Here is an 18,087-nt window from a genome sequence, read left to right as displayed (position 1 = left end):
GGCGTCACCCCTCGTCCACGAACGCCGGAACGGCGAACCCGTCGTCCTCGACCCGCGGCGCCTCCCGCAGGGCCACCTCGCGCGGCAGGCTCGGCGCCTCCTCGTCGGCGCGGAGCGGCAGCCGCTCGATCTGCACGTGCGCCGTCGGCGGCACCGCCGAGACGTCGAGCTCCTCGAGCTGCCGGACGTAGCTGAGGATGTTGCCGAGATCACCGGTGAGGCGCTCGATTTCCTCGGCGGAGAGGTCGAGGTGGGCGAGGCGCGCTATCGTCAGCGCCTCGTCGCGGCGGAGAGGGGGCGAGTCAGCGTTCGACATGGGCGCGCCCGATGTAGCACCGCCGGTTCGGCGGACGCTAGCGCCGCGCGCCCCCGAACCTGGCCGCGGTACAAAAACGGTGATAACGGCTGCCGCGCGCGCGTCCGGTCGTCCTCGACCGCCCGGGCAAGAGCCCCGCCCCTCCGCGCGTTGTTCGCGAATGCAGTCTCCGAAAACGCCCTTCCTGCGCCGCGAGCGCATCGGCATCCTCGTCCTCTGCGCGTCCGCGGCCGTGGCGATGTCGCCCGCCGTCGGCGGAGGCGCCCGCGACCGCTCGACCGCGCTCGCCGTGGAGCTCGCGGAGCGGGGCATCGCCGCGGCGGCCGGCGACGTGGTGTGGGTGGATCCGCCGCGCGGCGGCCTCCGCCCGTTCGGCGTCGATGCGCGCGCGGTCGCGCGCGGCGTGCGCGCCGGCGGCGAGCGCGGGGAGCCCACCGATCTGTACCTCGTCGATGCGAGGCTCTCGCCGGAGGGCGTCCTGCTCGACGTCTCGGCGATCCACAACCTCACCGAGACGAGCGGCGCGGACGAGTCGAAGCCCGTGCTCCGCGGCGAGGCCCTCGCCTACGTCTCGCGCCCGCTGATCGAGGCGGCGTCGCCCACGGTGCACGTGCTCGATCTGGACGGGCAAGAGCTCTCGGGCGGCGCGGACTGGTCCCTCGTCGAGCGGCTCCAGCAGGCCGTCACGAGCTGGCAGGCGACAGGCCGGCCGCGGGGAATCGGCCGGCGGACCTTCGCGATCGACCTTGCCCGGAGCGAGGAGAACGGCGCCGAGGAGCCGCGCCCCGAGGAGCCGGGCGCCGAAGAGCCGCGCGCCGAAGAGCCGCGCGCCGAAGAGCCGCGGAGCCGCCGCGCCCCGGACGCGGGCGACGTCGTGGTCGCCCTGGAGGACGACAGCGCGGTCGTCGTCCGCGCGGGCGGCCGCGAGGCCCGCCTGCCGGTGCGCGGCGTGGACGACGCGGCGCTGCCCGCGTGGATCCGCGCCGAGGCGTCCGAGGTCGCGCGGCCCGGGAACCTCGTCACCTGGGCGGTCGACCGGGTGCGCCTCGTGATCGGCGACGCCGCGATGCAGACGGTCAAGGCCGTGGCGTTCACGGCGCTCGATTTCGTCCTCCGGAACAAGGAGGCGGTGACGGGCGATACCGGCGCGGAGGACATCGCCGCGGATCTCGGCCAGAGCGAGCTGGATCCGCCCGTCCGCCAGATCCCGATCGATCCCGAGATCGGTTGGCCGCCGGCGCCGCTCGAGCCGTGGGTGACGCCGCCGCTGCCCGGGGAGGGGCAGTGGAACCCCCAGGGCGGCGACGCCTTCGTGCGCCAGCTCGACGGGCTCCCGCCGGCGTTCATGACCACGTTCCTCCGGACGGACCGCTCGCGCAAGGCGACGCGCGTCTACATCGCGCTCTGGGACCCGCGCCAGGTGGAGCTCCACATGATGGCGGGCACGGTGGAGCCCAAGGGCGCGACAGGCGAGGCCGGGCCGGGGCTCATCCCGCGCACGCCCGAGGTCATGAAGCGCGTGGTCGCCGCGTCGAACGCCGGCTTCCAGGCGATGCACGGCGAGTTCGGCATGATGGCCGACGGGGTGATGTACCTGCCGCCGAAGCCCTACGCCGCAACGGTGGCCGTCCGGCGCGACGGCAGCACCGTCTTCGGGAGCTGGTCGGAGGACGAGACCGTCCCCGAATGGATGCTGTCGTTCCGCCAGAACATGACGGTCATGGTCGAGGACGAGAAGTTCAATCCCTTCGGCCGGACGTGGTGGGGAGGCACGCCGCCCGGGTGGGCCGACAAGACGCACACGGTCAGGACCGGCATCTGCCTGACCCGGGAGCGCTTCGTCGCCTATTTCTATGGCGCCGACGTGAGCCCGGAGGCCCTGGCCCAGGCGATGATCCAGGCCCGTTGCTCCTACGGGATCGCGCTCGACATGAACGCGGGCCACAGCGGGCTCGAGTTCTATCGCGTGGCGCCGAGCGGCGAGCTGCCGCCGCTGGGGCGCCCGCTCCAGGGGGAATGGGAGACCGAGGGCGATGTCTCGGGGCTCTCGGGCTACCGGTTCCGCGGCCGCCGGCTCATCCGCGGCATGGGCCTGATGAACTTCCCCCGTTATATCCGGCGGGAGGCGCGCGACTTCTTCTACATGACGCTGCGGCACCTGTTGCCGGGGCCGCCCTTGGCGCCCCGCGCGGCGCCGGCCGAGGCGGGGGAGGGCGCCTGGCGCACCCAGGGGCTCCCGCAGCACGGCTTCCCCTATGCGCTCGCGATCACCGAGATCCGCCCCGATCCCGCGCGGCCCGATGTCCGGTTGCGGGTGCTCAAGGTGGACCCGCGGACCGTCACGGCCGCGCCGACGGGCGAGCCCGGGGCGTCCCCGCCGGCCGGGGCGGGAGCGACCGTCGCGGTCTTCAGCGACGGCGCCGCGACGCACGGCGCGGGGCAGGGCGAGGGATCGAGCATCTGGCACTCGGCCGGGTCCTTCTCCGCCTCGCCGACAGCCCCGGTGCGCGGCGCGGTCCGGGTCGCGACGGGGGCGCTCGGCAGCGCGAGGGCCGTGGCCGCGCTGGGCGTCAACGACGAGGATGGGATGCTGATCTACGTCGAGCGGGCCGCGGCCGGGCCGTCCAGCGCACCGGACGCCGCGCTGGCGCCGGACGCATCGGTGCCGCCTCCGGCACCCGCCGATCCGCGCGACGCCAAGCTGCTCCAGGATTTCCTGGCGGGGCTCGGTTGCTCCTCGCGGATCTACCTGCCTCGGCCGCTCTCGGTGGCCCTCGGCGGCGATACCGATCTTTCCGGCGCCGCCGTCCATCCGCCCTCGGGCCCGCGCGCCGTCCGGCTCACGCGCGCCGAGGCGCCTGGCGCTGGCAGGATGTTCGAATCCACACCGATCGTTCCGCACAGCGTCTGGTACCCGCTGCAGCAAAAGCGCGTTCGGTACTTCAAAAAGCCGAAGAAAGAGGAAACGGCAGGCGGCGATCACTGAGGGTGGCCGCGCCTTGGCCCTTCCCTGACGTGCAGCAGGCGCTTGTGCGCTGGCGGCCCGACGGACTAATACACGTCGGCCGGTGCATCGACTGCGATCCTTCGGAGCTTGCGACATCTCGGCGCGGATCTGCGTGGGCTCGCCGGGCGGGGGCGTGCGCGCGATGTGCGGGGGGTGGATCGCGCGCAGCGTCGCATTGCGGAGCGCAGCGGACGTCGCGCGTCGCATCGCCGGCGGTGGAGCGCTGGATCCGCGCGAGATCGCGGCGCGCGCGGCGCCTCGCTGCCGCCGAGATCCTCCCGATGGCGCTCGCGAAGTCACCGGACCGGCGGTACGCTGCAGCGGATCAGGGGATTCTAGCGCGCTCCGAGCTCGCCCGCGACGAGCGCTTGTACATCGAGCTCACGCTCGTCGCGCGGAGCATGCGCGATCGTTTCCGTTTCCGGGACGCCGCTGCGAACGGCGCCGCATATCCTGAGGAGTTCTCGAACATGGCGGACAACAAGGGCGGCAGCGATCTGGACGTATTCGAGGGGCTCGCGAAGAAGAAGTCGCCCGCCACGAGCACCGCCCTCGTACCTCCCTCGCCGCCTGCGCGGTCGCGCACCCTCGTCGGCGCGGCGGTGCCGCCGCCGAACCATGCGGCGACGCTCCCCAGCGGCGTGCCGTCTCCGCTTCCGCCGCCCGTGGCGCAGAAGGGGGCCGGCCCGTCGTCGCTCCCGCCGCCCCTGACGGCGAAGGGGACGAGCCCGGGGTCGCTTCCGCCGCCGGTGCCGCCGAAGGGGACCGGTCCGGTGTCGCTCCCGCCGCCGTCGCTCCCGCCGCCGTCGCTCCCGCCGCCGTCGCTCCCGCCGCCGGCCGTGACGCAGAAGGGGACCGGTCCGGCGTCGCTTCCGCCGCCCCTGACGGCGAAGGGGACGAGCCCGGGGTCGCTTCCGCCGCCGATGCCTCCTTCGGTCAAGACGGGCTCCCTGCCGCCCGTTGTGGCGCCTCGGTCGCGCCAGCCGTCCCTGCCCGCGATCAGCGCCCCGGCCCTGCCGTCGAAGAGCCCGCTGCCGCCGGCGCCGGTCAGCGGGGCCTCGGCCTCGCTGCCTCCGGTGGTCCCTCCGCCGGTGCGCCTGCCGTCGGTGAAGCCGCCGCAGAAGGCGGGTGACGACGCGAAGCCTCGCTCGGCCAAGGGCACCGCGGTCGACATGAACTGGGACGACGACGAGGAGTCGACCCACGTCTACGACAAGCAGGGAAACGACTACAATCCTGGGCGCTCGAGCGCGCTGCCGGCGGCGGGCTCGCCGGCGATCCCGAAGGCGGCCGCGGCGCTCGTCGCGAGCTCCGGCGGCGCGGCGTCGGCCTCGCGGGTGCGCACCCCCGTCCCGGCGCCGCCGCCGATCCCGAGCGCCCCGCCCGCGCCGGCGATGCCGCCGGACCTCGGGCTCCGCGCGCTGTCGCGCAAGGACGAGCCGACGGAGATCCGCCCGCGCCACGTGGTGCAGCAGGGCGCCGGCAAGGCGGGCGTGCTCCTCGGCGGGCTCGCGCTGGTCGCCGTGCTCATCCTGGCGGTGGTCATGCTGGTGCCGAAGAAGGGCGCGCTGACGATCGACCTGAAGACCCCGGGCGGCGGCTCCGTCGACCGGGCCGAGATCTTCCTCGACGGTCAGAAGCGCTGCGACACCGTGCCTTGCGTCGTGCGTGATCTCGAGCCCGGCTCGAAGGTGGTCAAGATCCTCGCCGCCGACTTCCCGCCGCGCGACACCGTCGAGATCGTCGAGGGCGGCAAGGAGAAGGTCGTCGTGATCACGCTCGACGCGGCCAACGCGGAGCGGTCTTCCACCAGCGCGTCGACCACGACTGGCCTGAAGGCGTCGGGCGCGCCCGGCGTGAAGGTCTTCATCGACGGCGAGGAGAAGGGCGCGCTGCCCGTCGAGGTCAGCGTGCCGCCGGGGGAGCACAAGATCCGCTTCGACGGCGGCGAGCGCTTCGAGCCCCTGGAGCAGACGGTGGACGTCGGCCAGGGTCAGATGAAGGACCTCGGCGCGGTCGCGCTCAAGGTGCTGAAGGGGCAAGTGACGCTGGAGCTCGCGACGTCGGGCGCCTCGGTCAAGCTGGTGAGCGCCAAGGGCACGGAGAAGAAGCTGCCCGATTCGGCCTGGAAGAAGCCGCCGGTCAAGGTGGATGTCGCCGCGTCCGAGCGCTGGAAGATCGTGGCGACGAAGAAGGGGCACCAGGATTTCTCTCAGTCGATCTCGTTCGAGGACGGGCAGGCCGAGAAGACGATCCGGATCGCGCTCGAGGAGGCGCGCAAGTCCGAGCCGGCCGCCGCCGCGCCGGCGCCAGCGCCTGCGCCCGCGCCTGCTCCGGAGCCGGCTGCACCGAGGTCGGAGCCCGTGGCCGCCGCGCCGAAGGCGGAGACGCCGGCGGAAACGCCGGAGCCCGCGGCGGCTGCTGGCGGTGCGACGCTGAACATCAACTCGATCCCGGTCTCGAAGGTGGTCCTCGACGGGCGGCCGCTGGGGAGCACGCCCAAGGTGGGCGTCAGCGTCCCTGCGGGGTCGCACACGGTGATGTTCATCCATCCCGATCTCGGGAAGAAGTCGGTCACCGTCACGCTGAAGGCAGGCGAGACCAAGACCGCGGCCGTCAAGTTCGAATGAACATCTGACCGCCAGCGACGCCTGGAGAGCCGCCAAGTGCGCCGAGGGAGCCGCCAGGGACACCCGGACGAGCTGTCATCGAGTCCAGGCCGCTGGACGCCGGCCTTGCGGGCTCTGGCGGTTCACTCGGCCCGCTCCGGGGACGCCCGGGCGTCGTGCCCGCGTCCGGCGCGCGCCGCTTCAGCGCCCGGGGCAGCTCACCGCTCGCCCTCGACCCGCTCCGCCCAGGCGCGCCAGGTGGTCGCGCAGCGCGGCTCGTCCGCGTGCGCGCCGCCGGCGCAGTACGCCGGGTCGCGCGGGGGGCCCAGCACGAGGATCGCGGTGTTGCTGACGAACGGCAGATCGCGCCGCCAGAGCTCGCGGAACCCGTCGAGGCGCCGGCGGTACTTCTCTGCGTCGCGCGCGTCGAGGAGCTTGTCGAGCTGCGCCCGGATCTTCTGCTTGAGCTCCTCGTCGTCGGTGACGGCGAGCGTGCGCTGGAGGAACCGGATCTGCGCCTCTCGCTCGCCGGCGCGCCCCAGGATGCCCGCGCCGCCGAGCGCCTGCCAGCTGATGTTCGCGTCGCCGCCGCCGAGCTCCGCGGCGCGCGCGAGCATCCGGGCCCCATCGAGGCGCCACTGCGCCTTCTCCTCGGGGTCGGTCAGGTACGTGGCCGGCGCGATGAAGCCGACGAACTGGCCGAGCGCGAGCCAGATCTCGCCGTCGAGGGGGCGGTTCTGGACCCCGCGCTCCATGATCTCGCGCGCCTTGATGATCTCGTGGCGCGGCGTGTCGCTCGTCTGGAACGTGATGAGCGCGTCCGCGAACAGGTAGGGCTCGCGGAAGGTCGGGTCGAGCGCGTTGATGGCGTCGAGCAGCAGGGTGAGGTTCTCGAACCGACGCCGCTCCAGGGTGTGCATGCCCTGCGAGACGAGAACGTGCGACCAGAGCAGATCGGCCAGCGCGGCGCGGTAGCCGAGCGACAGGGTGACCACCTCGTCCGGGGGCGGCAGGACGTACACGTCGGAGGTCTCGGCGACGCGCCGCTCCAGGTCCGCGGCCGGCGCGCGCACGCTCCCGATGGCGACGGCGGCGGCGGCCGAGAGCGCGACCGTGACCAGCGCGTCGCGCGCGCCAGCGAGGCGGGCGAGGAGCGAGGGGGCCGCCGGAGGGGCCCCTGGCCCGGGCGCCGGAGGGGCGCCCATCATTCCACCTCGCGGTCCACGAACATGCCCGGCAGCACGCGGGCCGGCTCCCCGGGGATCCGCTCGCCGCGCACCTCGAACGTGGACAGCACGCCGTCGCCGTCGAGGTCGCCGTGCGCGGTCGCGGTGAAGCGCATGGCCTTCGACGCGTCGAGCTCGCTCGTGAACTGGAAGGAGAACGCGTGGGGCCCCTCGAAGCGGAAGTCGAGCGACCGCCAGGTGAGGTGCTCCCACGACTCCGGCGGATCGACCGCGCGCACGCCGCGCGGCACCTGGGCCGGGGTCAGCGGGGCGGACGGGGGGAAGCTGATCTCCTGCGGCCGCGACTCGGCGTAGGCGACCGCGCTCGTCACCAGCCGGTCGAGCCCCTCGATGGGCTCGCTCAGCTTGGACGCGCTGAGGTTTCGGAAGAACGCGGGGACGGCGACGGCGAGGACGCTGCCGCCGACCGCGAAGGCCGCGCTGAGCTCCAGCGCGCTCCAGGAGCGCCAGGTCATGGGCTCTCTCTACCTCACCCCTCCACGATCGAACAAGCGCGAGCGAGGTGCGGCCGCCGTCAGTCGGAGTCGATGTTCGTGTAGATCGCGGTGCTGGTCACGATCTCGCCGTCGCGCACCTCGCCGGTGCGGGCGATCGTGTACGTCTGCCCGTCGCCCCTCAGGTCGCCGACCGCGCCCACCTCGAACCCCTCCCCGCTGGGGAGGGAGGCGCCAGGCAGGCCCTGGCTGACGTAGCTCCCGCCGACCTGGTACGAGTACTGGAAGTAGATGGGCTGGCTGATCGAGAAGCCGAGGCACTGCCAGCCCTCGAGCGTCGAGCCCGAGTTGAAGTCGAGGCCCGGCGCATCGTTCGGCTGGTACTTCTTCCCCTCGACGGAGGTGAAGGCGAGCGGGACCGGCGTCGCCGAGGCGCAGAGGAGGTGGGTGTTCGCAGCGACGAGGCCCGCACCGGACAGGATCTCCGAGATGTCGCGCTCGCGCTCGTACTGGGTGATCGCGGTGCGGGTGATGGCGCCGACGGTCTGCTTCGCTTCAGCCGTCTTCGCCGTGACGAGGTAGTTGCGGACGCCGACGATCGCCAGCACGGCAAGCACGCCGGCGATCGCGATCACGATCATGACCTCGATGAGGGTGAAGCCTCGTCCACGGACCGATGTCGTGCTCGACATAACACGCCCTTTCCGTTCGCAGACGACGCCCATGAAGCACGGCTGCCCGGCTCATGCGAGCCGAGCAGCCAGAGAACCTCACTCGAACTCGTTCGAGATGTAGACCTGGGTGGCCAGCGCCAGCTCTCCGCCATTGATGGTGCCGCCGCGCGAGAAGGCGCTGAGCACGGTGTCGCCGTCGATATCGCCCACGGCGCTCGCATCGAAGCCGGTGGCACCGACCGCGGGCGGAGGGGGCGTGCCCACGACATCGGGATCGTTCTCGCCGCGGTGATAGTCGTACTGATAGTAGATCGGCTGCGACATCGAGAACTTGAGGCACTGCCAACCCGCGGTCGGCGTGCCGCTGTCGGCGCCGGTGGCGAAGTCACCCGCCGGATTCGGCTGGTACTTCCTGCCCTGAGGAACCGTCGCCGGAATCTGGACCGCGTCATCGCAGAGGTCGTGGCTCGCGGCGTCCGAGGTACCACCGCCGGCCAGGATCTGCGAGGCGGCGGTCTCCCGCTCGTACGCGGCGGCGGCGGCGCGGGAGATCGCGCCCACGGTGTTCTTGGCCTCCGACGTCTTCGCGCTCGCGAGGTACCGGCGCACGCCGTAGATCGCCAGCGCGGCGAGGACGCCGATGATGGCGACGACGATCATGAGCTCGACGAGCGTGAAGCCTCTCCTGTCATATCGCTTGATTGCACGCATGAGTGTCGATCCTCCGTGATGCTTTCTTTAATTGGATGCTTTGCCGAGACTGACCATGATGTCGCCTGGTGCGGGCTCGGCCGGCCCGCAGCGCGAAAACCTCTCCCACGGACAGGCGCTCTCCGCGCCGCGCCGGGGCGAACACTCCTCTACTCCGCGTCGTTCTCCCAGTAGATCTCGGCCATCGTGGATGCCGTCAGGAGCAATGCCAGCGTTCCATCCCCGTCCCGATCCCCGGCCGCCTGGACGACATACCAGGGCCCGTTGGGCAGATAGTTCGGATTCACCAGCGGGTTCCCGGGGATTCCCGCCCAGGTGAAGCCCGCGTTCGGCGTCACCGTGAAGGCGTTGCCGACGCCGGCCTTCGTCGCATACCCGAAGCGGACCGCGCCGTCCGTCGAGACGTTGAGCAGACGCCAGTTGGCCTGGCCGTCACCCGCGCCGCCCCACCCGCGCTTCCGATCGTTGAGAGTCCCTGCGGGATACCATGATTCGAGCGTGCTCGAGACGTCGAGGTACACGAGCATCTCGGCCTTGTAGGACTCCTGCGCACCGCGGATGCCTTGAATGACCGCCTTCGGCTCGGCGATGCCCGCCGCGTTCATGTACCTGCGGTATCCGACCATGGCGAGCGCCGCGAGGACACCCACCATCGCGACGACGACGAGGAGCTCGACGAGCGTGAACGCTCGGCTCGCTGCGCTTCGCTGTCGCCGCCTGCTCCGCATGCGCCCTGACGCTCCAGCAGGTGACGTGCCAAGGAGCGCGCGGCGCGGCGTCGTCTTCGAGTTGCGCGAGAAGCTCATGAGTTGCCTCGGTTTTCCTTGAGGTGCGGAGGGCAGGGGGCCGGAGGTGTGGGGTTGTGTTCTTTTGCGGCGGTGACGAAAACCGTCACTGCAGGGCGCCCGGCGGTGACGATTCTCGTCGGGATCCTCCCTCCGGGTCGTCGTCTCCCTCCCCATCGGCGGCAAGGGCGTGCTTGGCGAGGCGGTAGCGCAGCGACCGGAACGTGACGCCGAGCAGCTTCGCGGCCGCCTTGCGGACGCCGCCGGTGCGCTCGAGCGCCTGGAGGATGAGCCGGCGCTCGACCTCGCCGATCACCTCGTCGAGCGCGCACCCCTCGGGCGGGAGCTGCGCGAGCAGCGGCGCCGGGCTGGCGCTGAGGCCGGCGACGGCGCTCGGGAGGTCGCCGAGGCCGATCGTGGGCCCTCCGGCGAGCGCCACCGCGCGCTCCATCATGTTCTCGAGCTCGCGCACGTTGCCGGGGAAGCTGTAGGCGTCGAGCGCGCGCACCGCGTCCGTCGTCAGGCCGCGGACGTCCTTGCCGAGCTCGGCGGCGAAGCGGCGGAGGAAGCGCTCGGCGAGCCGCGAGATGTCCCCGGGGCGCTCGCGCAGCGGCGGCAGCTCGATGCGGATGACGTTCAGCCGATAATAGAGATCCTGCCGGAACCGGCCCTGGCGGACCTCGGCCTCCACGTCCCGGTTGGTCGCGGCCAGGACCCGGACGTCCACCGAGATCTCCGCGGCGGCGCCGACCGGGCGGACCTTCCGCTCCTGGAGCACGCGGAGGAGCTTCACCTGAAGCGCGGCAGGCAGCTCCCCGATCTCGTCGAGCAGCAGCGTCCCGCCGTCCGCCTCCCGGAACAGGCCCATCGAGCGCGCGCCGGCGCCCGTGAACGAGCCCTTCTCGTGGCCGAACAGCTCGCTCTCCATGAGCGCCTCCGGGAGCGCCCCGCAGTTGACGACAAGGAACGGCCTGGTCGCGCGATCGCTCTGGTCGTGGATCGCGCGGGCGACCCGCTCCTTGCCGGTCCCGCTCTCGCCCGTGAGCAGCACGGTGGTGCGCGTCGGCGCGATCTTGGCGATCAGCTCGGAGATCCGCTGCATCGCGGCGCTCGTGCCGAGCGGCTCGCGCGACGGGAGATCGAGCCGCTCGAGCTGCGCGCGCAGGCGCTGGTTCTCCGCGACGATCGAGCTCTTCTCGAGCGCCTTCGCGGCGAGCGCGGTGAGCTCCGCCGGCGAGAACGGCTTGGTCACGAAGTCGTACGCGCCGTGGCGCATCGCGTCGAGCGCGCTCTCCACGGTGGAGTGCGCGGTCATCACGATCACCTCGGTCGCGTTGCTCCGCGCCTTCGCGGCCGTGAGCACCTCGATCCCCGAGCCGTCGGGCATCACGAGGTCGGTGAGGACGAGCGGGAACGGCTGCGGGTTCTGGCGGATGGCCTCGATGGCGGCGCGCGCTCCGGGCGCGACAACGACCTCGTAGCCCTGGCGGTGGAAGGCAATGTGGAGCACCTGGCGGAGGCCCGGCTCGTCATCGACGACCAGCACCCGGGTGGCGTTCTGCGGGATGCTCGGCGGGATCGACGCCATCACGCCAACACCCTATCACGATGCTCCGCTCACGCGTCGAGAGCGGCCATCGGGCGCGGCGCGCCGCGTCGTCACGTCACCGCATCGTCACGTCGCCGCGTCGTCACTCTGCCACTTCGGCGCATGAAGCTTCGTCGCGCGCTCAGGGGCAGGCGTCGTTCACGACGCCGAGCGGTGTGCGCTCCTCGACGACAAACGATTGCGCCTCGCTCTCCTCGCCTCCGTTGCCCTCCAGCTCCTGCCATACGAGCAGGGTGTCGCAGACCTGGGCCTCGATCTCGAGGAAGTAACGGCCGTTCCCGTCGGTGTCGTCCTCGATCACGCCCCGCTGCGTCCGCTCGTTGAAGAGGCTGACGCGCGCGCCAGGGCTGCAGTTGCCCGAGATCTGCCACACGCCCTCGCGATCTGCGGCGGGCCGCATCGTGTCGGCTGGCTCGGGTGGGGGGAGCGGCAGCGTCGGGCTCAGGCACGCCGCACCGGCGAGCAGCGAGATCGCGAAGGCGACGGCGAGGTGAAGCGCAGCGCGGCGGAGCATCGGCACGGCACGGCGTCATAGCACACCGTGTGCCGCGCCCCCTCCGCCGCGGAGCGCGCTGATGCAGCGGGATTTTCAGCGATCGCGCCGCGACCCGATCGCTGGACCGTCAATTCTGTTGGCGCTCGCGTCCATCGGTTTGCAGCACGCGCAGGGCGACGCGCCGCTTCGCCGTGACGGCGCCGAGATCGGCGGCCGGGGGGAGCCCGGCGCCGCGCCCGCTCTCCTCGTCGTCGAGCAGCTCGCCGACGAGATCGTAGTCGCTCGCCTGCGTGATCCGGACGCGGCACATCTCGCCGGGGCGGACCTCGCCGCCGGAGAGGTAGACCTGTCCGTCGATCTCGGGCGCCTGACCGGCGTGGCGGCCCATGAGCACGTACTCGTGCTCGTCGCTCGTCCCCTCGACGAGCACCTCGAGCTCGCGGCCGATCATGGCGGCGCTCTTCTTGTGCGCGATGCGGCGCTGCAGCGTCATGAGGCGGCGGTAGCGGCTCGCGGCCGTGCGCGCGGGGACCTTGCCCTCGAGCTCGTAGCTGCGGCTCGCCTCCTCGTCGGAGTAGCGGAACACGCCGACGCGCTCGAACTCGGCCCAGCGCACGAAGTCGCAGAGCTCCTCGAACTCGGCGTCGGTCTCGCCGGGGTGGCCGACGATGAACGCGGTGCGGAACGTGAGGTCGGGGACGCGCTCGCGCAGCGTGGAGACGACCCGGCGGAGGCGATCGCCGCCGTGGCCGCGCCGCATCCGCCGCAGCATCGCGTCGGCGGCGTGCTGGAGCGGCATGTCGACGTAGGGCACGACCCGCGGGTGGCCGGCGAGCAGCTCGACGAGGTCGTCGGTCATCGTCTCGGGGTACAGGTAGAAGAGCCGCACCCAGCGCACGCCGGGCACGTCGGCGACCCGCTCGACGAGCTGCGCGAGCGTCGCGCGCGCGCCGTCCTCGGCGCGGCCCGCCGCGTCGCGGCCGTAAGCGATCGTGTCCTGCGAGATGAGGTTGATCTCGCGGACGCCCGCCGCCGCGAGCTGCTCCACCTCGCGCACCACGTCCGGGATGGGCCTGGAGCGCTGCGCGCCGCGCAGGTCCGGGATCACGCAGAACGAGCAGGTGCGGTTGCAGCCCTCGGCGATCTTGACGTAAGCGCTGCCGCCGGGGGTCGAGAGGGTGCGCGGATCAGCGGCCTGGATGAGCCACTCCGCGGGGTTGCCGACGAGCATCCGCTCCGCGTCGCCCGCGAGCACCCGGCCGAGCTTGAGCATGTCGCTCGACCCGAGGAAATGATCGACCTCGGGCATCTCGCGGGCGAGCTCCTCGGGGTGGCGCTGCGACAGGCAGCCGGACACGACCAGGCGCTTGCAGCTGCCGTGCTCCTTGTGCTGCGCCATCTCGAAGATGGCGTCGATCGACTCCTTCTTCGCCTCGCCGATGAAGCCGCAGGTGTTGACGACGATCACCTCGGCCTCGGAGGCGTCATCGACGTGCGCGTAGCCGGCCGCGCGCGCGACGCCGAGCATCACCTCGGAATCGACGCGGTTCTTGGGGCAGCCGAGGCTGACGAAATGGACCTTGCGCGAGCTCATGTCGCCGCTCCCTCGCCGTCGACGAAGACGACCCGCCCCGAGGCGAGCGTCATCTTGACGCGGCCCGTGAGCTGCCGGCCGAGGAACGGCGTGTTCTTGCTCTTCGAGCGGAGGCGCGCCGGGTCGAGCACGAAGCTCAGGTTCGGATCCACGAGGCAGAGCTCGGCGCGGGCGCCGGCCTTGATCGTGGGCGCCTCGAGCCGCGCGATGCGGGCGGGGGCGCGGGTGAGGGCGTCGACGAGCCGCCCGAGGGGGAGGGCGCCCTGCCGGACGAGGTCGAGCAGGACCGGGACGACGAGCTCGAGGCCGATGAGGCCGGGCGACGCCTCGGCGAACTCGCAGTCCTTCTCGAGCGTGGAGTGGGGCGCGTGGTCGGTCGCGACCGCGTCGATGGTGCCGTCCGCGAGCGCCTCGCGGAGCGCGTCGACGTCCGCCTGCTCGCGCAGGGGCGGGTTGACCTTGCACGCCGTGTCGTAGCCGAGCACGGCGGCGTCGGTGAGCGTCAGGTGGTGCGGCGTCACCTCGGCGGTCACGGCGATGCCGCGGGCCTTCGCCTCGCGGAGGATGCGGACCGCCCCGAGCGACGAGATGTGCGCGACGTGGTAGCGCGCGCCGGTGGCCTCGGCGAGCAGCACGTCGCGCGCGACGATGATGTCCTCGGCCACGCGCGGCCAGCCCCGGAGGCCGAGCCGCGTCGAGATCGCCCCCTCGTGCATCTGCGCCCCGTCGGTGAGCGCGTGGTCCTCGGCGTGCTGGATGATCGTGAGATCGAAGGTCTTCGCGTACTCGAGCGCGCGGCGCATGACGGAGCTCGACGTCACGCAGCGGCCGTCGTCGGAGACCGCCACGGCGCCGGCGTCCTTGAGATCGGCCATCTCGGTGAGCTCCGTGCCCTTCTGGCCCATCGTGATCGCGCCGATGGGGTGGAGCGCGGGACCGCCGATCGCGCGGGCTCGCGCGATCATGGCCTCGGTGATGGAGCGGGTGTCGTTGACGGGCCGCGTGTTCGGCATCGCGCACACGTGGGCGAAGCCGCCGGCCGCCGCGGCCGCCAGCCCGGAGGCGATGTCTTCCTTGTACTCCTGCCCGGGCTCGCGGAGGTGGGCGTGGAGATCGACGAACGCGGGGAGGAGCAGGAACCCGTCGCCCTGGATGATCTCGGCCCGGTCGGCGCGGCGCAGCTCGTCGGTCGCTGCGCCGCGTCCCGCCCGGGTGATGACGCCGTCTTCCACGACGACATCGATCACGTCGTCGAGCTGTTGTGCCGGGTCGACGGCGCGCACGCCGACGAAGAGAAGGAGGGGAGGGGGTGAGCCGATGGCCGCCATGGGAGCGCGCTCCCCTAGCACAGGCGCTCCTCGCCGTGCACCGGTGCGGCGTCAGCGGGGGAACCGACGCGGCGGTCCTGGGGTACTCGCGGCAAGGAGACCGAGGAGACCGCGCCAGGGTCAGCCGGGAAGATCCGGGCGTAGCGGACGCAACATGCGTAACGGACGGAACCGCAGGCGGAAGAAAAACGCTCGGGGCGTGATACAGCGCTTGACGGAACGCGAGGGGGTGAGGTAGTGATGCCGTCCCCGCTCGCGAAGCTGGCGGAATTGGCAGACGCGCTGGATTCAGGTTCCAGTGGGGTAACTCCCGTGGAGGTTCAAGTCCTCTGCTTCGCACCAAGCGCTCTTCTTATCCTGCTTCTCTAGCCACGACTCTTGCCAAGGTCGTGGCTCTGTCCCTGCTCGCCGTCTCCAGCAGTTCCTGTGATCGCCGCTCCTCCCCCTCGGCGGGAGGAGCCGCGAGTGCAGCCCCTGGCTCGAGCGCCTCGGGGGCGGTCCTCGCTGCCGCCGCTGCGTCGAGCGCCCCGACCGAGCCCGCCGTGGCCACTGCGCCGGCCGAGCCCGAGCTGCCGCGCGGGACCGGCGTCCAGGAGTTCGTGCCCGTCGGCTCCCTCGAAGGGTGCAAGGCGAAGTCGGGTGATATCGCGACCTACATCCTGCGCGAGGGGATGGGGATCGCCGGGCGCGCCGACGGCTCGTTCGGGGCCGTGTGGCTCGTGGACCTCAAGGGAGGGGACGCGCAGATCGCGTTCGCCGGCTTCGATAGCGAGGCCCGGCAGGTCGCTCGCGCGAGGGCGATCTCGAGCACGCGAGACGCAGGGCTCCGGATCTTCTCCTCGGGCGACGAATGGGCGGTCACGTGGTTCGACGCGGAGGGGCTCGCGTACGCGCGGCCCCGCTGGGAGACGAACCCGCCTGTGCAGATCCAGCGCGTCGGCGCGATCGGGAGGGAGGTCAGCGACCATGTGGCCCTCGCGCCCGCTCCAGGTGGCGCCCTGGTAGCAGCGGCGCCCTTCGGGCCCGACCGTCAGCGCCTGGGGGTGTTCCAGTTCGCGCCGGTGGATCCTGCGCAGCCGCAGCTCAAGGCGGTCGGGGTCACGCGAAGCGCCAAGAAGCCGCGCTGGCCGACGGTCGCTGCCGACGCGTCCGGTGGCTACCTCGTCGCCTGGCAGGACGAGGACGACGGGAGCATCCGGGCCTCGCGGTTCGACGCCGCGGGCAGGGAAGGGAATGCCCACGTCGTTGCGAGGCGACATGGCGGCGACCGACCGGCTGGCGCCGCTCAGGAGACGCCGGACAGGGATCAGCGGCTCGGCCTTGTGGCCACGGGCAGCGCCGGCGCGCTGCTGGTCTGGAGCGAGGGAGCCACCTTGATCGCCCGCGCGCTGGACGCCGAGGCGCGGCCGCGCGAGGCGCCCTGGGTCGTTGGCAAGGGCAAGTGGCGCGCGCTCGCGCCGAGCGGCGACGGGGCCCTCGTGGCGTGGGTCGGCCACGATGGCAAGGTGGAGGGGCAAGCCCTCCTCGTGAAGCTGGCCGCCGACGGAGCGCCCTCTGCTCGAGGGATCCGGGTGTCGGATGGGGTGTTTCCCGTAAAGGATTCTCCCAGCGTCGCGCTCGCCGGTGAGCGGGTGGGCGTCGCATGGACGGAGCCCATGAGCACCGGTGTGAGCACGAAGCGCGCAGTCTTGCGTGTGCTCGAGCGCACCTGCATCCCCTGAGCGCTCACGCGACGAGAGGGCCCGTGCGGCGGGCGTAGCGCTGCCTCCGGCGCTAGGATGAAGAGCGTGAGCCACGCATTCGGCCCGACTCAGCCACCGCCGAACCGCGATGCGAACGAGCCGCCTGCAGCGCTCAGGGACGTGCAGACGGGCGCCCTGCCCTGCGAAAGCGAGCCGCCTGCCGCAGTGCCGCCCAGCGACACGGTCGCGGCCCGCGGGCGCGTCGCGCTGGCGCCGGCTGCAGCGCAGCTGAGCCGCGCGCAGGCGGCGCGGCTGATCATCCAGGATCCCTACCTCACGCCGCCGCCCCCGCCGGAGCGACGGCAGCTCTCCACGCTGGCCGTGAGCTCGCTCGTCGCGGCGCTGTTCGGGCCGCTCGGGGCGATCGCGGCGATCGCCTTCGGCTGGGCGGCTCGCCGCGAGATCGAGCAGGCCCCGGCCGTGCGCAGGGGGTACGCGCTCGCCAGCGTCGGGCTCGCGCTCGGCGTCCTGCTCACCCTCTGCTGGAGCTCCGCGATCGGCTTCGGCGTGTGGATGTGGAGCACCCATCACAGCGGAGAGACGGCCTCTGCCCTCCCGGAGAGGGAGGCCTCGCCGGAGCCGGCGAGCACGGCGTCGCCGTCGATGCCGCTGCCGGAGGCGCCTCCTCCGGCGGTGCAGCCGAGCGGCAGCGTCCCTCAGCACACGACCCACCGGCGCATCGGCGGGGTCTCCATCGTCGATATCGGCGTCGACGTGTCCGTGCTCAGCGAGGAGCTCGCCAAGCAGCGCGCGGAGGCATACGCCCAGGGCGAGAAGGTCCTCGTGATGACGACGAGTGATCCCTGCGAGCCGTGCCGCGGGGTCGACCGCTCGCTCGGCGATCCGCTGATGCAGACGGCCCTCCGGAGCGTGCGGCTCGTGCGCGTGGACATCGATCTCTTCAAGGAAGATCTCGATCAGATCAAGGTGCCGCGGCGGCTCTATCCGGGCTTCTTCCTGCTCTCACCGGATCTTTCCCCGCAGGACGGGATCAACGGCGGCGAGTGGGACGACGACATCGCGCGCAACATCGCGCCCGTGCTGGGGGCGTTCGTGCGGGGCCAGTACACGACCCGCCGGCAGCCGTGGAACCCGCTGCCCGGCTCGGGCATGCGGCTCTGAGCCGGGTCGCGCGCGGCGACGAGCCCCTCGCGCGCCGGACAGGGTAAGCTCCGGCTGTGAAGCGCTTCGGCCAGCTCGCCCTCTTCGCCCTCTGCGTCGCGTTCAGCGTCTCGGCGGTCTACAACGTCGTCTCCGACAACGCCGACGTCGAACGGAGGGCGGCGCTGGTCGCGTGCGGCGAGGACGGCGCCGCGAGCGCGCCGGAGCCGCGCCGCGCGAGCGAGGGCTGCAGAGCGCAGATGACGCGGCTGGAACGGACGCCGTTCGGCCAGACCTTCGAGTTCACCACGGCGAAGCGCGCCGTGGGCGTCCGGTGCGAGCGGGCGCTCGTGTTCGCCGGCGAGTACAGCTGCAAGCTCAGGTGATCGCCGGGGCGGCGGCCTTCACCCCGCCCGCCGCAAGACGCCGTTATC

The 18,087-nt window shown here is 72.3% G+C and carries 15 protein-coding genes and 1 tRNA gene; 6 read left to right on the top strand and 10 right to left on the bottom strand.

Going from position 1 to position 18,087, the window contains the following annotated elements; all coding sequences use genetic code 11:
* Nucleotides 1–4: 4 nt before the first annotated feature.
* Complete coding sequence (gene gatC, locus WMF45_RS23945; RefSeq protein ID WP_012236913.1) at nt 5–316, bottom strand: Asp-tRNA(Asn)/Glu-tRNA(Gln) amidotransferase subunit GatC; 312 nt, start codon at nt 314–316, stop codon at nt 5–7.
* Nucleotides 317–476: 160 nt separating this feature from the next.
* On the opposite strand from gatC, the gene WMF45_RS23940 reads away from it, so the two are divergent.
* Both WMF45_RS23940 and WMF45_RS23935 read left to right on the top strand, forming a co-directional pair.
* On the top strand, nt 477–3,302 hold the full coding sequence (locus WMF45_RS23940) for a hypothetical protein (protein WP_437719154.1): 2,826 nt from the start codon (nt 477–479) through the stop codon (nt 3,300–3,302).
* A gap of 302 nt (nt 3,303–3,604) precedes the next feature.
* Nucleotides 3,605–5,953, top strand: a complete 2,349-nt coding sequence (locus WMF45_RS23935) for a PEGA domain-containing protein (protein WP_437719153.1) — start codon at nt 3,605–3,607, stop codon at nt 5,951–5,953.
* 197 nt (nt 5,954–6,150) lie between these two features.
* On the opposite strand, the gene WMF45_RS23930 is transcribed toward WMF45_RS23935, so the two are convergent.
* The 9 genes from WMF45_RS23930 to WMF45_RS23890 form a co-directional block, all read right to left on the bottom strand.
* Entirely contained in the window at nt 6,151–7,140 is a 990-nt protein-coding gene (locus WMF45_RS23930) for a hypothetical protein (RefSeq protein ID WP_437719152.1), read from the bottom strand.
* Nucleotides 7,137–7,634, bottom strand: coding sequence for a hypothetical protein (locus tag WMF45_RS23925; protein WP_272093088.1), 498 nt, complete (start codon nt 7,632–7,634; stop codon nt 7,137–7,139). Before WMF45_RS23925 ends, WMF45_RS23930 begins: the two co-directional genes overlap by 4 nt.
* A gap of 59 nt (nt 7,635–7,693) precedes the next feature.
* The gene (locus WMF45_RS23920; RefSeq protein WP_437719151.1) at nt 7,694–8,305 is read right to left on the bottom strand and encodes a type IV pilin protein; all 612 of its coding nucleotides are present in this window, start codon (nt 8,303–8,305) and stop codon (nt 7,694–7,696) included.
* A 78-nt stretch (nt 8,306–8,383) separates the two neighbouring features.
* Nucleotides 8,384–8,998 carry a type IV pilin protein gene (locus WMF45_RS23915; RefSeq protein WP_437719150.1) on the bottom strand — a complete coding sequence of 205 codons (615 nt, stop codon included), beginning with the start codon at nt 8,996–8,998 and terminating at the stop codon, nt 8,384–8,386.
* A 149-nt stretch (nt 8,999–9,147) separates the two neighbouring features.
* Nucleotides 9,148–9,804, bottom strand: a complete 657-nt coding sequence (locus tag WMF45_RS23910) for a type IV pilin protein (RefSeq protein WP_437719149.1) — start codon at nt 9,802–9,804, stop codon at nt 9,148–9,150.
* An 85-nt stretch (nt 9,805–9,889) separates the two neighbouring features.
* Nucleotides 9,890–11,371 carry a sigma-54-dependent transcriptional regulator gene (locus WMF45_RS23905; RefSeq protein ID WP_437719575.1) on the bottom strand — a complete coding sequence of 494 codons (1,482 nt, stop codon included), beginning with the start codon at nt 11,369–11,371 and terminating at the stop codon, nt 9,890–9,892.
* Nucleotides 11,372–11,513: 142 nt separating this feature from the next.
* Nucleotides 11,514–11,906, bottom strand: coding sequence for a hypothetical protein (locus tag WMF45_RS23900; protein WP_437719574.1), 393 nt, complete (start codon nt 11,904–11,906; stop codon nt 11,514–11,516).
* Nucleotides 11,907–12,015: 109 nt separating this feature from the next.
* Nucleotides 12,016–13,482, bottom strand: a complete 1,467-nt coding sequence (gene rimO / locus WMF45_RS23895; protein WP_437719148.1) for a 30S ribosomal protein S12 methylthiotransferase RimO — start codon at nt 13,480–13,482, stop codon at nt 12,016–12,018.
* Nucleotides 13,479–14,810 carry a dihydroorotase gene (locus WMF45_RS23890; RefSeq protein ID WP_437719147.1) on the bottom strand — a complete coding sequence of 444 codons (1,332 nt, stop codon included), beginning with the start codon at nt 14,808–14,810 and terminating at the stop codon, nt 13,479–13,481. Before WMF45_RS23890 ends, rimO begins: the two co-directional genes overlap by 4 nt.
* A gap of 255 nt (nt 14,811–15,065) precedes the next feature.
* On the opposite strand from WMF45_RS23890, the gene WMF45_RS23885 reads away from it, so the two are divergent.
* The 4 genes from WMF45_RS23885 to WMF45_RS23870 all read left to right on the top strand — a co-directional run bounded on the left by WMF45_RS23885 (nt 15,066) and on the right by WMF45_RS23870 (nt 18,039).
* Nucleotides 15,066–15,152 (top strand) — tRNA-Leu (locus WMF45_RS23885).
* A 200-nt stretch (nt 15,153–15,352) separates the two neighbouring features.
* Complete coding sequence (locus WMF45_RS23880; RefSeq protein ID WP_437719146.1) at nt 15,353–16,531, top strand: hypothetical protein; 1,179 nt, start codon at nt 15,353–15,355, stop codon at nt 16,529–16,531.
* A gap of 66 nt (nt 16,532–16,597) precedes the next feature.
* Nucleotides 16,598–17,674 (top strand): DUF4190 domain-containing protein, encoded by a 1,077-nt coding sequence (locus tag WMF45_RS23875; protein WP_437719145.1) that lies wholly within the window; start codon nt 16,598–16,600, stop codon nt 17,672–17,674.
* 56 nt (nt 17,675–17,730) lie between these two features.
* Nucleotides 17,731–18,039: a hypothetical protein gene (locus WMF45_RS23870; protein WP_437719144.1), complete on the top strand. Its 309-nt coding sequence runs from the start codon at nt 17,731–17,733 to the stop codon at nt 18,037–18,039.
* Nucleotides 18,040–18,087 lie beyond the last annotated feature (48 nt).

This window comes from Sorangium sp. So ce448 (assembly GCF_051520915.1).
In the GTDB taxonomy this organism is placed as follows: Bacteria; Myxococcota_A; Polyangia; order Polyangiales; family Polyangiaceae; genus Sorangium; species Sorangium cellulosum_B.
The sequence above is the reverse complement of the archived record's forward strand: the minus strand, read 5'-3'. Positions and strand labels throughout refer to the sequence as shown.

Excerpts from the sequence above, each read along its gene's own strand:
- gatC (WP_012236913.1), bottom strand. The coding sequence starts at position 316 with ATGTCGAACGCTGACTCGCCCCCTCTCCGCCGCGACGAGGCGCTGACG.
- WMF45_RS23940 (WP_437719154.1), top strand. The coding sequence starts at position 477 with ATGCAGTCTCCGAAAACGCCCTTCCTGCGCCGCGAGCGCATCGGCATC.
- WMF45_RS23935 (WP_437719153.1), top strand. The coding sequence starts at position 3,605 with ATGGCGCTCGCGAAGTCACCGGACCGGCGGTACGCTGCAGCGGATCAG.
- WMF45_RS23930 (WP_437719152.1), bottom strand. The coding sequence starts at position 7,140 with ATGATGGGCGCCCCTCCGGCGCCCGGGCCAGGGGCCCCTCCGGCGGCC.
- WMF45_RS23925 (WP_272093088.1), bottom strand. The coding sequence starts at position 7,634 with ATGACCTGGCGCTCCTGGAGCGCGCTGGAGCTCAGCGCGGCCTTCGCG.
- WMF45_RS23920 (WP_437719151.1), bottom strand. The coding sequence starts at position 8,305 with ATGTCGAGCACGACATCGGTCCGTGGACGAGGCTTCACCCTCATCGAG.
- WMF45_RS23915 (WP_437719150.1), bottom strand. The coding sequence starts at position 8,998 with ATGCGTGCAATCAAGCGATATGACAGGAGAGGCTTCACGCTCGTCGAG.
- WMF45_RS23910 (WP_437719149.1), bottom strand. The coding sequence starts at position 9,804 with ATGAGCTTCTCGCGCAACTCGAAGACGACGCCGCGCCGCGCGCTCCTT.
- WMF45_RS23905 (WP_437719575.1), bottom strand. The coding sequence starts at position 11,371 with ATGGCGTCGATCCCGCCGAGCATCCCGCAGAACGCCACCCGGGTGCTG.
- WMF45_RS23900 (WP_437719574.1), bottom strand. The coding sequence starts at position 11,906 with ATGCTCCGCCGCGCTGCGCTTCACCTCGCCGTCGCCTTCGCGATCTCG.
- rimO (WP_437719148.1), bottom strand. The coding sequence starts at position 13,482 with ATGAGCTCGCGCAAGGTCCATTTCGTCAGCCTCGGCTGCCCCAAGAAC.
- WMF45_RS23890 (WP_437719147.1), bottom strand. The coding sequence starts at position 14,810 with ATGGCGGCCATCGGCTCACCCCCTCCCCTCCTTCTCTTCGTCGGCGTG.